The following is a 12,256-nucleotide window of genomic DNA, read 5'->3' on the forward strand; positions in this document are numbered from 1 at the left end:
CTTGAGTTCTTTGGGGCCGACGCCTTGGGCGGTGCGGGCCAGGTCGGTTTCGAACTGGGCTGCGGTGGTGGGGTCGGTGGCGTCGGGCAGCCGGCTGATGGCTTTGCGGATCACTTCGACGTGTTCACCGTTGATCGAGCCCTGGGCTTGAGCGGCCGCGGTGGCCGGTAGCAGCGGGGGCAGGGGTTGGCCGATCAGGGTGCGGCGTGGTCCCAGTGCGGCGGCGTCGGCCAGCCGGCGCCCGGCCTCGGCACTCGAGATGCGCCAGCGGGTGCGCAGCACTTCGTTCCAGGACTTGGCGCCCAACTCCCTCGGGGTGTGTTCGGCTTGCAGGCCGGCCAGCAGGTGGTGGAATTGGGTGGGTAGTTGGCAGGTCAGGGTCTGCAGGTCATCGAGGTGCGCGAGCTGTTCGGTGAGTGCCATGGCGTCGTGGTCGCAGGCGGCGAGCGCGTCGCGCAGCGCGCTGATCGCTTCCCGTACGGCCGTCCCGGACATACTTCGAACATACATTCGACCACCGACAAGTTTTTTCGCGATGTGACGTGTGGAACTGAAGTGACAGACGAGTTTTGGCGGTTGGCGAGCGTGCGAAACCGCACACTCGCCGCGCGCGGAAGGGCGGCGACAGGGCCCGGAATCCGATGGTGATACTGGATGAGTGACCTCCGCACTCTGTGACCAGTTCGGCATCGACTTCCCGCTCTTCGCCTTCAGCCACTGCCGCGATGTGGTGGCCGCGGTCACCAACGCCGGCGGGTTCGGCGTGCTGGGCGGGACGGCGTACACCCCGGAGCAGCTCGAGCAGGAGTTGGTGTGGATCGACGACCACGTCGGCGGTAAGCCCTACGGCGTCGACCTGATCGTGCCCGCCAAGTTCGAAGGCAAGGGTGAGAACCTTTCGAATTCGGATCTGACGCAGAGGATCCCGGAGGATTACCGCAGTTTCGTCGGCCAATTGTTGGAGGCGCACGGCATCGAACCTGAGCAGGCGCCGCGGCTCGGGGGCTCCGGACTGTCGGGCAACACCGGTCGCGAACTCCTGGACGTGGCGATGAGTCATCCCATCAAGCTGATCGCCAACGCGCTCGGGGTGCCGCCCGACTACATGATCGACGCGGGCAAGGAGAACGGCGTGCCGGTGGCAGCCCTCGTCGGCGCCAAGGAACACGCCGTCAAGCAGGTCGCGGCAGGCGTGGATCTCATCGTCGCGCAAGGCACCGAGGCGGGTGGGCACTGCGGCGAGGTGACCACGATGGTGCTCATCCCCGAGGTCATCGAAGCCATTGATGCAATGGGCGCAGCGGTACCCGTGCTGGCCGCGGGTGGCATCGTCACCGGACGACAGATGGCGGCGGCGGTCGCCATGGGCGCGGCAGGCGCGTGGACGGGGTCGGTCTGGCTCACCACCGAGGAGGCCGAGACGGCGCCGCACACCAAACAGAAGATGCTGGCGGCGACGTCGCGTGACACGATCCGCTCGGCGGGCCGCACGGGCAAGCCTGCTCGTCAGCTGGTTTCGGAATGGACCGACGCGTGGCTGCCACACGACGGGGGACGCAAGCCACTGGGCTTGCCGCTGCAGAACATGCTGTGCGAGCCAGTGATTCGTCGCGTCGATGTGCTTGCCGCGCAAGGTCATCCAGGAGCCCAGGCGCTGGCCACCTACTTCGTCGGTCAGGGTGTGGGCTTGATGAACAGGGTGAGGCCCGCCCGCGACGTCGTACTCGAGTTCATCGAGGACTATCTGGCGGCGACGCAGCGCCTGAGCAACTCGCTGCCCGACTAGTCGTCGAACGTGATGTGCACCGAGATCGGGTCGCTCTGTAGCGCCTTCATCCCGGCGGCGAAGGCCGCTCCACTGAGCTTCCCACCTCCACCGATCTTGCGGGCGCGCGCGACGACGTCGTCATTGGGCTCGAAAGTTGCGGTCCCGCTGTGCCATTGATCCTTGATCCGGACGCGCACCCGTGAGTTGGCGGTGACGTTGTACGCCCAGCCTGCCCGTCGGCCGTGTTGCGAGATGACCCACAACCCGTCGCTGTCCGGGCGGCCGTTTAGTGGCACCCGACGCGGTTCGCCGGACTTGCGGCCGACGGTCTCGAGTTCGACGGTCAACGGAACGTGGATGCCGAGCTTGCCGAGCGCGGCCACCGTTGGGTTCATGACCATGCGGCCGACGGTGCGCTCGAACTTGAACTTGCGTCGTGCCTTTTCGGTGCTCGTCCTTGCCATGATGGCGACGATAGTGGAACGATCACTCAACTACAAGACCCGCTACTCCTCTCCGGCGAGCGGCAGCCTGACCTCGAAGCTCGCCCCGGTGTCGCGGTTGTAGGCGGCCAGCGTCCCGTGATGGGCCTGGACCAGGCCCGCGGCAATCGCAAGGCCCAAACCGGATCCGCTCGGCAGCGACGCGTCCTCACGGGGCACGCGACTGTTGGAGCCGCGGTAGGCCACGTCGAACACGCGGGGTAGGTCCGCCTCGTCGATGCCGACGCCGGTGTCGTCCACCCGCGCCCACGCCCCGCGTTCGTCAGCGCCGACCGCCAATTCGACGGTGCCGCCTGCCGGGGTGTGTGCGATGGCGTTGGCGACCAGGTTCGACAGCACCCGCACCAGCGCACGATCGCTGCCGATCACCTGCACCGGGTCGGCGGGCACGTCGCCGCGCAGCACCACACCGGCACGCTCGGCCGCGATCCGATGAGCGGCCAGCACGTCGTCGACGACTTCGTCGAGTGCCACCCTGTCGTACACCGGCTGGATGGCACCGGCGTTGATCTTCGACATCTCGAAGAGGTCGTCGACCATCTCGGACAGCCGAATCGATTCCTGTTCAATGTGCTTCGCGTGCGCCCGCACCTCGTGATCGGCGACCACTCCGTCGGCGATGGCCTCGGCGATCGCGCGGATTCCGGCTAACGGCGTACGCAGGTCGTGGCTCACGAAGGCGACAAGTCGCCGCCTGCTCTCTTCCGCGGACGCCTCCGACTGGCGGATCTCGTTCTCCCATACCGTGCGGCGGGCCTGGTAGCGGGCCAGCATGACCGCGGCCGGAATGGTGACGACGAAGACGATGACCAGCACGATGGCGGTCCGTTCGAACTGCTGGCTGATCATGAACCGGCTGGCCCCGAGCACCCCGGTGAACGTGGCGACCGTCGGAATCAGAACGAGCACCACCATGCTCACCGCCAACGACCACGACCGGGCCAAGCGGATCACGATGCCCCCCACGAGCACCACGGGTACCGAGCAGATCAACGCCAGCCCGATGAGCTCCCAGAGGTCAGACTGCGGCATCCTGCGATCCACTCCACATGTATCCGCGGCCCCACACCGTTTGGACCCGATGGTGGTCACCCAGTTTGGACCTCAGCCGCTTGACGTGCACGGTGACGGTGGACAGATCGCCGAAGTCCCACTGCCACACGCGCTTCAGCAACTCCTCGCGACTGAATACCACGTCGGTGTGCGTCAGGAAGAACAACAGCAGGTCGAATTCGCGATTCGTCAGGCTCACGGGCAGGCCGTCGATGGTCACCGAACGCGCGGCCGCCGACGCGGTGAGCGTGCCGACGGTGATCACCACCGGTGGGTCGGCGGGCAATGCCCCGCGCCGAAGCACCGAGCGCACCCGCAGCGCCAACTCCCTTGGGCTGAACGGCTTGGTGACGTAGTCGTCGGCGCCCACCTCGAGCCCGGCGATCCGGTCGGCCTCCTCGCTGAGCGCGGTCAGCAGTATCACCGGTACGCGATACCCGCTTTGGTCGCGCAGCGTCCGGCATAACGACAACCCGTTGGGGCCAGGCATCATCACGTCGAGCACAGCCAGGTCGATGCGCTCCGTGCTGAGTAGGCGCAGCGCCTCGTGTCCGTCCTTCGCGACGGACACGTCGAGCCCGTCGCGTTCGAGGTACCGGCGCAGCACATCGCGCACGACGGTGTCGTCGTCGGCGATGAGCACACGGGTCACGACGTCTAACACTAGCCCCGAAACCCGATTACCTGCGCCGACGTCATTAATTGGTCAGTCTTCGCAGAGGATTGAATCCCGCCGCCGTGGATAACCTCGATCTCATGGAGGGTGACTGTCGCGTCACGGTGGTGCTGCCGTGTCTAAACGAAGCGGAGTCGCTGCCCGGAGTGCTGGCCGCGCTGCCCGACGGCTACCGGGCGTTGGTGGTCGACAACAACAGCACCGATGACACCGCCGCCGTGGCCCGGCGCTGCGGTGCGGCGGTGGTGGCCGAAGCGCAGCCGGGATACGGCGCCGCGGTACACGCCGGAATCGTGGCTGCGTCGACCGAAATGGTGGCGGTGCTCGACGGCGACGGCTCGCTGGACCCCGGTGAACTGCCCAGGCTGGTCGCCGACGTCGAGCGCGGCGCGGACATGGCCGTCGGGCGCAGGCGGCCGGTGCCCGGACTGAACTGGCCATGGCATGCACGGCTGGGTACGGCCGCGGTGTGCTGGCGGCTGCGCACCCGCCACGGTCTTGCGGTGCACGACATCGCCCCGATGCGAGTGGCGCGACGGGACGCGGTTTTGGCGCTGGGTGTGAACGACCGGAGATCGGGGTATCCGCTGGAGTTGCTGGTGCGCGCTGCCGCGGCGAACTGGCACGTTGTTGAACACGATGTGGTGTACGGGCCCCGCACGGGTGGGAAGTCCAAGGTCAGTGGTTCGGCAAGAGGTAGTTTCCATGCGGCCCTCGACTTTTGGCGGGCGATCTCGTGATCTCGGTAGCAGTGCTCGTCGTGGCGAAGGCGCCGGTACCCGGGCTGGCCAAGACGCGGCTGGCCGCGACCATTGGAGCCGAGCGTGCCGCCGACGTTGCCGCGGCCGCGCTGCTGGACACCTTGGACGCGGTGGCCGACGCGCCGGTGGCAGCACGCGTCGTCGCGATGACGGGTGACTTGGACGAGGCGGCGCGCAGCGCCGAAATCCACAGGCGACTCCAAGCATTCACCGTCATCGAGCAACGCGGCGACGACTTCGCCGCTCGGCTGGCCAACGCGCACGCAGACGCGTCGGCCGCGGTGGGTGGCCTTCCAGTGCTGCAGGTCGGAATGGACACCCCGCAGGTGACCGCGGACCTGATCGCCGACTGTGGCAGCACACTGTGCGGCGCCGATGCGGTGCTCGGCATGGCGTCCGACGGCGGCTGGTGGGTGCTGGGTCTGCACGATCCCGCGACGGCGCAGTGCCTGCGTGAGGTGCCGATGTCGCAGCCGGATACGGGCGCCGTAACGCTTGGCGCACTTCGACACACTGGACTTGATGTGCGGTTGGTCAAGGAACTGGCCGACGTGGACACCATCGGCGATGTCGAGGCCGTCCGGCGGGTTTGCCTGCCGGGTAGCCGGTTTCACCAGCTTGCCCTTCCAGAAGGAGTCTGACGTGTTCGGAAATCTGTATGACCGGGCGTTGACCGGCGAACGATGTTGGATCCGGCACGAGGACGGCAGCGTGCACGGACTGCCGGTGCACAGCTGGCTGGGCCGACGGCGTGCCGACCGTGGCTTCGATTCGGCGATGGTGGGGCTATGCGAAGGACCCACGCTCGACCTGGGTTGTGGGCCAGGGCGTTTGGTCGTCAACCTGATCGCGCGTGGAGTGCCCGCGCTCGGCGTCGACCAGTCTGCCACCGCCGTTGAACTAGCCAGGCGAAGCGGGGCGCCCGCGCTGCGCCGTGACCTCTTCGGGCCACTGCCGGGCACCGGGCGATGGTCGACGGTGCTACTCGCGGACGGCAACGTCGGCATCGGTGGCGACCCGCGGCGCGTGCTTCATCGGGCCGGCGAACTTCTGCGCTCCGGCGGCCAGTGCGTGGCCGAGTTCGAAAGTGCAACAACGGGTATCACCTCCCATTGGGTGCGGCTAGAGTCGTCCAGGACCATCGGCCCCTGGTTTCGGTGGGCGACGGTGGGCATCGAAGGCGCCCGCCACGTGGCCGACCAGGTCGGGCTGACCATCACTGATGTCCATTCGATTGGAGATCGGCTGCTCGCCACGTTGGCCACCGCGTGACGACGTCGCCGCTGCGGGGCACGGCCGTCACCGCGCGCGTCGGGATGGCCTTGGGCATCGCGATCGTGATCTGCTTTCTCACCGGCTTGATCAGCCACTTCATCCAACATCCTCAGCCCTGGTTCTACTGGCCGACCCGCCCGGTCTGGCTGTACCGCGTCACCCAGGGCCTACACGTGATCAGCGGCACCGCGGCCATCCCGCTGATCGTCGTCAAGCTGTGGTCGGTGTGGCCAAAGCTGTTCGAGCGCCCGATCATCGGTGGCGTCACCAGACAACTCGAACGCGCGTCGATCCTCGTGCTCGTCGCGTCGATGTTCTTCCAGCTCACCACGGGACTGCTGAACACCGCGCAGTGGTACGCGTTCAAGTTCTTCTTCACCACCAGCCACTACGCCATGGCCTGGGTCGCCATCGGTGCGGTGCTGGTGCACATCGGCGTCAAGTTGCCGGTGATCCGGCGCGCGCTTGGCGAGCCGTTGGAGGGCGACGTCGTGATGGGCGGATCCGTCGGCCCGACCCGTCGGACGGTGCTGTGGGGCACGGGCCTGGCCGTCGGGCTGGCGACGGTGGTCACTGCGGGGCAGACGATCCCGTGGCTGCGCAGGTTGTCTGTGCTGGCGCCACGTTCCGGCCAAGGCCCGCAAGGTGTTCCGGTGAATCGGTCGGCGCTCGCCGCGGGTGTGATTCGGAGGGCGCAGGCGGCCGACTACCGCTTGACCGTCACGAACGGGCAGACGGCGAAGACGTTCACCGTCGGCGAGCTGGCCGCCCTGCCGCAGGCCACGCGTGAACTGCCCATCGCGTGCGTAGAGGGTTGGAGCGCCAACGCCGAGTGGAGCGGGGTGGTGCTCGCCGACCTGATCGCCACCGTTGGCGCGGGACCCGATTCGGATGTGCGAATGATCTCGCTGGAGCCACCAGGACCGTACTCACGGACCATGCTGCCGGCCAGACACACGCGCGACTCGCACACGCTGATCGCGCTGAAGCTGAACGGCGAGGTGCTCGATCTCGACCACGGGTACCCGTGCCGGCTGATCGCTCCGACGAGACCCGGTGTGCTGCAGACGAAGTGGCTGACGCGAATCGAGGTGGTTCCGTCATGACCGCCGCACGGATCCTGCTGATGGCCGGAGGATTCGCGGCAGGGCTGTACGGCGCCTGGCTGATCTGGGAGTTCCCGTGGGTGATCATCGTGCGCATCGCGGTGTGGGCTGCGGCCGGGGTGGTGCTCCACGACTTCGTGTTCGCCCCGCTCTGCGCGGCCTTCGGGCTCGCGGGCCGACGGATCATCCGCGGGCGCTGTTGGAAGCCGGTGACGGTGGCGGCGTTGTGCACGATCGTGCTGGCCCTGCTTGCGATCCCGGTCTATGCCCGGCCAGGCGCGCACGCCGACAACGTGACGGTGCTGGACCGCAACTATCCACTGGGACTGTGGGTTTCGCTCGCACTGGTGTGGGCGTGCGTGCCGGGCTATTACCTCATCACGCGATTTCTACCAGTTCGTCAGGATGACGTGGTTGAGCAGCAGCGCGCCGACGACGTTGAGCGCCAGCCACCAGCGCCGTGACGGCGCGGGCAGGAGCGCCGCCGCGGCCACCAGCCAGGTGGTGAAGGGCAGCCAGATGCGTTCGGTCTCGGCCTTGCTCAACATGGACAGATCCGCGCACACGATCGCCAGCAGCGCGGCCAGCACCACAAGGTGAAGGCCCGAACGACGCTTGATGGCCGCGATGTCGAAGATGCGGGCCACTCCGGCCACGCTCCCCAACCCGATGGCGCAGACCACGGACGCCAGGTTCGCCCACGACCAGTACTGGAACGGCCGGTCCTTCGCGATTCCCTGCCAATAGCGCTCCTGCACCAACGTGTACCCGTCGAACCACCAAAACCCAACGAGCGCAAAGGCTCCGACGACGACGAGGACGGCCAGTACGGCGGGTATCGCTGCCCGCAGCGCTGCGCGCAGGTCCTTGGCGGCGATCAGCACGGCGACGGCGGGCAACGCGATCAGCCCTAGTCCGTAGTTGAGGAAGATGCCCCAGCCCAGCAGCAGGCCCGCACCCGCGCCGGCCAGCAGCGGCAAGCGGGCGGTCCCGCGCGCGGCCAGCGCCAGCAGCGCAAGCCCCCAGGCCGCCACCCCGGTGAAGTAGCCGTCGGCCGATACTGCCACCCAGATTGCGGTCGGCGTTACCGCGACGAATGGGGCCGCCAGACGGGCAGTCGATTCATCGGCGAGCGCCCGTACCGCGACCACGATCGCCGCGGCTGCGCTCGAGCCGACCAGCAGGCAAAGCAGCCCTGCCCACGCGCCACCGCCTAGTCCGATTCGGTCCAGCCAGACGAACGTCAGCAGGGCGCCAGGCGGGTGCCCCGAGACATGGGTGATCCACGAGTCGGGCTGGAAGTCGAGGATCCGACTGGAGAAGGTGCGCAGCGCCTTCGGGATGTCGGTGATGCCAGGCACCTGGCGCAGATACTCATTGGTGGTGGTGAGCCGGCCCGCGAAGCCGCGCTGCCAACCGTCGATCATCGCCAGCGCGAAGGCCCACGCGCACGCCGTCGCCCACGTCACCCATGGCACCGCGCGCCACGGCAGTCGCCGGGCCACGGTGTCGCCCCACAGCACGGCCGCGGCGGCGATGACGATCGCGGGCACGGTGCCCCAGCCGACGTGGGCGTTCCACCAGCCGAAGATGGGCGCGGTCTGCGCGTAGTCCCTGATCCGTTGCGGGGTGGCGTGCAACAGGGGCGTCACGATGCCCGTGTTCAGGTGCGGTACGACGAAAGCCGCGACCACCAGCAGCAGCGCAAGCGCAGCGACGATCAGCTCGCGGCGGATGGACCTCACGCCTATCCACCCTATGGCGTGGTCGCGGCTATCCCGCCGCGTCGCACAACAGGGTCAGGACGGCATCGTCGAGCCCTTCGGCCACGGCCGACGCCTCCTGGCCTGCATAGGGCGCGATGGCGCTGGCCAGGCGGTCGTAGGACAGCGTCACGCCGCCGTCCCGCTCCATGACCAGGATCGTCACCGGCGCGTAAGAACCCGCGTCGGGCGCGGACGCAGTCATCTTGCTCATCGTGACGGGATTGCCCGCGATGATCCGGAGCATCCGGCGGCTGTGGTCCGGGTCCCGGATCGCCAACACGCCGCCCAGGTCCAGGCTCAGGAATTCGATCAACCCGCTGCTGCCCGCGACGGGTTCGATCAGCGCGTCGAATTCCTCGCGGCCTGCCGCCGTGCTCCACTTCCGCACCAGCCCGTCGAAGTGCTCGACCATGCCGAGCCCCGCATAGACCGCGGCGACGACGTCGTCGAACGGCCGCTCGGACCTCACGGTGACGCGCTGCACCGCAACCGTCGTCTCCGAGATCTGACTCACTGCGACTCCCGCCACTCGATCATCTTCGCGAGGGTACTGAAGTCGTAACCTGCTGCGGTGGGATGGATCTCCGTGGTGAACAGCGTCACGCCTGCGTCGCGGTAGGCGTCCGCATCGCCTGCGTTCTCCCACACCGATGAGCGCTCGATGTCGGAGTCGTTGCGGCCGTTGGCCGTTGCGAGTTCGCCGACCAGCTTGCTTGCCCGATTGAACGCGTCGATGGGGAGGAAGGTGTGCCATATGTCGGCGTGCCTGGCCACCGCGGGCAGGGTGCGTTTCGCGCCGGAGCCTCCGATCAGGATCGGAATCTTGTGCAGCGGCGGGGGTACCAGATTGGCGAGTCGGTGCTCGACGCGGGCCAATCCCTCGTCGAACAGGTCGAATCTGGACTTCCACGTTCCGTAGTCGTAACCGTATGTGGTGTAGTCCTTTTCATACCAACCCGAGCCGAGGCCGAGGATCAGTCGACCGCCACTGATGTGGTCCACCGTGCGGGCCATGTCGGCGAGCAGATCCGGGTTCCGGTATCCGATGCCGGTGACGAGCAGTCCGATCTCGGCGCGCGTGGTGAGCTCGCCCCACGACGCCAGCGCGGTCCATCCTTCGAAGTTGACTTCGTCGGGTTGGATCTCCGAGAGGATCGGCTTCGCGTCGACGATGCCTTCGATCGACGGACGGTGAAAGTGGTCATATCCGAAGATGACGTCGGCACCGAGTTCCTCGGCCCGGAGCACCGCAGCGCGCCAACTCCGGTAGTCGGGCGCTCCGCCAGGCCAGAGCTGGACACCTACGCGTACGGGTCGAGACATGTGCGGTACTCCTTGCGGTGACGTGGCTCAGCCCCAAACGGACCGACATTCCGACAAGTTCGCTTTTGTACCGTTTATTCCAGAACGGCGTAAACTGGGCTCATGGCTAGACCGCGCACCTTCGACGAGGCCGACGTGGTCGAGGCGGCGCGTGACCAGTTCTGGACCCACGGCTACTCGGCTACCTCGGTCGACGACCTCACCGCTGCCACGGGTTTGGGCAAGGGCAGTCTCTACGGCGCCTTCGGCGACAAGCACGCGCTCTTCGTGCGGGCGCTCGACAACTACTGCACATCTGCGTCCGATCGGATGTCGGCGCAACTGCGGCAACCCGGCGTCCCCGCCATCGACCGGCTGTCGAACCACGTGAGGACGACCGTCGCGGGCATCACCGCCGACATCGAGGGCCGAGGCTGCCTCATGGCGAAGAGCTCGGTCGAACTGGGGAGTGCCGACTCCGACGTCGACCGCATCGTCGGCGAATCGCTGCGCCGCTGGCATTCCGATCTCGCCGACTGCCTGGTGGAGGCGCACGACGACGGCTCCATCGCCGCAGCGGCTGATCCCCAGGCGCTGGCGACGGTGTTGCTTGGACTGCTGAGGGGGCTCGACGCGTTGCGCAGGGGCGGCGTCGAGCCTGCCCAGCTTCGAGAGGCCGGCGAGCAGATACTCGTCCTGATCGCTTGAGTCGTTTCGCTGATCGGTCAGCGGGGGACGGTCGCCAGTGGAGCCGGTGGCCTCGACGTGGCAAAATCGTAGGCGGTCTGGGATCGATGAGGAGGACGATGAAGGGCTCTCTTCCCGATGTCGTCGTCACCGGTATTGCGATGAGCACGGCGGTGGCGAGCGATGCCGAGGAAACCTGGACGGCGTTGCTGGACGGCCAGAGCGGGGTTCGCCTGCTGGGGGAGGCGTTGCCGGCAGAAATCGAACTGCCCACGCGCATGGGGGCCGGGATACTCGAGAACTTCGACGGCCACCTCAATCGGGTCGAGCTGCGCAGGCTGTCGTACCTGCAGAAGGTCGCGCTGGTACTCAGCAGGCGGGTGTGGGAGCACTGCGGTTCGCCCGACGTCGACCCCGTGCGGTTGGGGGTGTCCATCGGCACCGGGTACGGCGCCACCCAGGACGTCATCCTGGCCTACCACGCAATGCGGGAACGTGGGATGAAGGCCGTGTCACCGTTGGCCGTTCAGATGTTCATGCCCAACGGTCCCGCCGCGACCGTCGGACTCGACCGAGCGGCCAAGGCGGGCGTGACGGCGCCTCTGATGGGCGATGCGTCGGGCAATGGCGCGGTGGCGGCGGCCTGGCGACAAATCGTCTTCGGTGAGGCCGACATGGTGATCTGCGGCGGCGTCGAGGACAAGATCGAGCCGGTTCCGATTGCGGCGTACTCACAACTCGACGGCGTGCTGTCGACCGATGACGCGGATCCCAAGGGCGCGTGCCGCCCATTCGACCGGTCCAGGACGGGCATGGTGCTCGGTGAGGGCGGCGGACTGCTCGTCATCGAGACCGAGGAGCACGCCAAGGCCCGCGGCGCCACCATCCTGGCCCGCCTGCTCGGCGCAGCCATGAACTCCGATGGTTACGACCTGATGTTCAACGACCCTGGCGGCGAACAGGCCGCCGCCGCCGTCACCCGGGCGATCGAGCTGGCCGGCCTGAAACCGTCCGACATCGACCACGTCAACGCCAACGCGGCAGGCACCGTCCGTGGCGACCTGGCCGAGGCGGTGGCGCTGCAGCGGGCGCTCGGCGGCTCAGCGCCTGCGGTCTACGCGTCGAAAGCCGCGCTGGGACACAGTTTTGGCGCTTCAGGCGGTATCGAGTCCGCGCTGACGGTGCTCGCCCTGCGCGACGGGATCGTGCCACCGACGCTCAATTTCCACGAACTCGATCCCGGCGTCGAGCTCGACGTCGTGGCGGGGCAGCCGCGGCGCGGTGACTACCGCTACGCCGTCAACACCTCGCTCGGCTTCGGTGGTCACAACGTCGCCGTCGTCTACGGCAAGTACTGAG

At 67.6% G+C, this 12,256-nt stretch carries 15 protein-coding genes; 8 read left to right on the top strand and 7 right to left on the bottom strand.

All coding sequences use genetic code 11. The features are described 5' to 3' along the window. Window positions 1-495, bottom strand: a 495-nt coding sequence (locus SLQ30_RS28560) for a DUF222 domain-containing protein (RefSeq protein ID WP_319450451.1), incomplete at its 3' end; no start/stop codon positions are given. A gap of 163 nt (window positions 496-658) precedes the next feature. Here SLQ30_RS28560 and SLQ30_RS28565 point away from each other — a divergent pair. After that, window positions 659-1,786, top strand: a complete 1,128-nt coding sequence (locus SLQ30_RS28565) for a nitronate monooxygenase (RefSeq protein WP_319450450.1) — start codon at window positions 659-661, stop codon at window positions 1,784-1,786. Here SLQ30_RS28565 and SLQ30_RS28570 read toward each other — a convergent pair. From SLQ30_RS28570 to SLQ30_RS28580, 3 genes are read right to left on the bottom strand one after another with little or no spacing between them, the layout of a single operon-like run. Further along, the gene (locus SLQ30_RS28570) at window positions 1,783-2,232 is read right to left on the bottom strand and encodes a nitroreductase family deazaflavin-dependent oxidoreductase (RefSeq protein WP_319450449.1); all 450 of its coding nucleotides are present in this window, start codon (window positions 2,230-2,232) and stop codon (window positions 1,783-1,785) included. The two genes, SLQ30_RS28565 and SLQ30_RS28570, sit on opposite strands and share 4 nt — an antisense overlap. A 42-nt stretch (window positions 2,233-2,274) precedes the next feature. Then, window positions 2,275-3,303: a HAMP domain-containing sensor histidine kinase gene (locus tag SLQ30_RS28575; protein ID WP_319450448.1), complete on the bottom strand. Its 1,029-nt coding sequence runs from the start codon at window positions 3,301-3,303 to the stop codon at window positions 2,275-2,277. Continuing rightward, a complete protein-coding gene (locus SLQ30_RS28580) occupies window positions 3,290-3,976 on the bottom strand; it encodes a response regulator transcription factor (protein ID WP_319450447.1) in 687 nt (228 codons plus the stop codon). The genes SLQ30_RS28575 and SLQ30_RS28580 overlap by 14 nt, the downstream gene beginning before the upstream one ends. Window positions 3,977-4,080: 104 nt before the next feature. Between SLQ30_RS28580 and SLQ30_RS28585 the strand changes: the two genes are divergently transcribed. From SLQ30_RS28585 to SLQ30_RS28605, 5 genes are read left to right on the top strand one after another with little or no spacing between them, the layout of a single operon-like run. Next, window positions 4,081-4,740, top strand: a complete 660-nt coding sequence (locus SLQ30_RS28585) for a glycosyltransferase family 2 protein (RefSeq protein WP_319450446.1) — start codon at window positions 4,081-4,083, stop codon at window positions 4,738-4,740. Beyond that, window positions 4,737-5,402, top strand: a complete 666-nt coding sequence (locus SLQ30_RS28590) for a DUF2064 domain-containing protein (RefSeq protein ID WP_319450445.1) — start codon at window positions 4,737-4,739, stop codon at window positions 5,400-5,402. The genes SLQ30_RS28585 and SLQ30_RS28590 overlap by 4 nt, the downstream gene beginning before the upstream one ends. A 1-nt stretch (window position 5,403) precedes the next feature. After that, window positions 5,404-6,033 carry a class I SAM-dependent methyltransferase gene (locus tag SLQ30_RS28595; protein WP_319450444.1) on the top strand — a complete coding sequence of 210 codons (630 nt, stop codon included), beginning with the start codon at window positions 5,404-5,406 and terminating at the stop codon, window positions 6,031-6,033. A 44-nt stretch (window positions 6,034-6,077) separates the two neighbouring features. Beyond that, entirely contained in the window at window positions 6,078-7,142 is a 1,065-nt protein-coding gene (locus SLQ30_RS28600) for a molybdopterin-dependent oxidoreductase (RefSeq protein WP_319450458.1), read from the top strand. After that, the gene (locus SLQ30_RS28605; protein ID WP_319450443.1) at window positions 7,139-7,606 is read left to right on the top strand and encodes a hypothetical protein; all 468 of its coding nucleotides are present in this window, start codon (window positions 7,139-7,141) and stop codon (window positions 7,604-7,606) included. The genes SLQ30_RS28600 and SLQ30_RS28605 overlap by 4 nt, the downstream gene beginning before the upstream one ends. On the opposite strand, the gene SLQ30_RS28610 is transcribed toward SLQ30_RS28605, so the two are convergent. From SLQ30_RS28610 to SLQ30_RS28620, 3 genes are read right to left on the bottom strand one after another with little or no spacing between them, the layout of a single operon-like run. Further along, window positions 7,532-8,887: a hypothetical protein gene (locus SLQ30_RS28610; RefSeq protein ID WP_319450442.1), complete on the bottom strand. Its 1,356-nt coding sequence runs from the start codon at window positions 8,885-8,887 to the stop codon at window positions 7,532-7,534. The genes SLQ30_RS28605 and SLQ30_RS28610 overlap by 75 nt on opposite strands. Before the next feature lie 28 nt (window positions 8,888-8,915). Beyond that, on the bottom strand, window positions 8,916-9,422 hold the full coding sequence (locus tag SLQ30_RS28615; protein WP_319450441.1) for a DUF302 domain-containing protein: 507 nt from the start codon (window positions 9,420-9,422) through the stop codon (window positions 8,916-8,918). Beyond that, window positions 9,419-10,231: an LLM class F420-dependent oxidoreductase gene (locus SLQ30_RS28620; protein ID WP_319450440.1), complete on the bottom strand. Its 813-nt coding sequence runs from the start codon at window positions 10,229-10,231 to the stop codon at window positions 9,419-9,421. The genes SLQ30_RS28615 and SLQ30_RS28620 overlap by 4 nt, the downstream gene beginning before the upstream one ends. Before the next feature lie 102 nt (window positions 10,232-10,333). On the opposite strand from SLQ30_RS28620, the gene SLQ30_RS28625 reads away from it, so the two are divergent. After that, window positions 10,334-10,918, top strand: coding sequence for a TetR/AcrR family transcriptional regulator (locus SLQ30_RS28625; protein ID WP_319450439.1), 585 nt, complete (start codon window positions 10,334-10,336; stop codon window positions 10,916-10,918). 98 nt (window positions 10,919-11,016) lie between these two features. Further along, the gene (locus SLQ30_RS28630; RefSeq protein ID WP_319450438.1) at window positions 11,017-12,255 is read left to right on the top strand and encodes a KasA/KasB family beta-ketoacyl-ACP synthase; all 1,239 of its coding nucleotides are present in this window, start codon (window positions 11,017-11,019) and stop codon (window positions 12,253-12,255) included. The last annotated feature ends 1 nt before the right edge of the window (window position 12,256 follow it).

The sequence above is a fragment of the Mycobacterium sp. RTGN4 genome, assembly GCF_033804635.1.
Lineage (GTDB): Bacteria > Actinomycetota > Actinomycetes > Mycobacteriales > Mycobacteriaceae > Mycobacterium.

Excerpts from the sequence above, each read along its gene's own strand:
- SLQ30_RS28570 (WP_319450449.1), bottom strand. The coding sequence starts at position 2,232 with ATGGCAAGGACGAGCACCGAAAAGGCACGACGCAAGTTCAAGTTCGAG.
- SLQ30_RS28575 (WP_319450448.1), bottom strand. The coding sequence starts at position 3,303 with ATGCCGCAGTCTGACCTCTGGGAGCTCATCGGGCTGGCGTTGATCTGC.
- SLQ30_RS28585 (WP_319450446.1), top strand. The coding sequence starts at position 4,081 with ATGGAGGGTGACTGTCGCGTCACGGTGGTGCTGCCGTGTCTAAACGAA.
- SLQ30_RS28600 (WP_319450458.1), top strand. The coding sequence starts at position 6,078 with ATGGCCTTGGGCATCGCGATCGTGATCTGCTTTCTCACCGGCTTGATC.
- SLQ30_RS28605 (WP_319450443.1), top strand. The coding sequence starts at position 7,139 with ATGACCGCCGCACGGATCCTGCTGATGGCCGGAGGATTCGCGGCAGGG.
- SLQ30_RS28620 (WP_319450440.1), bottom strand. The coding sequence starts at position 10,231 with ATGTCTCGACCCGTACGCGTAGGTGTCCAGCTCTGGCCTGGCGGAGCG.
- SLQ30_RS28625 (WP_319450439.1), top strand. The coding sequence starts at position 10,334 with ATGGCTAGACCGCGCACCTTCGACGAGGCCGACGTGGTCGAGGCGGCG.
- SLQ30_RS28630 (WP_319450438.1), top strand. The coding sequence starts at position 11,017 with ATGAAGGGCTCTCTTCCCGATGTCGTCGTCACCGGTATTGCGATGAGC.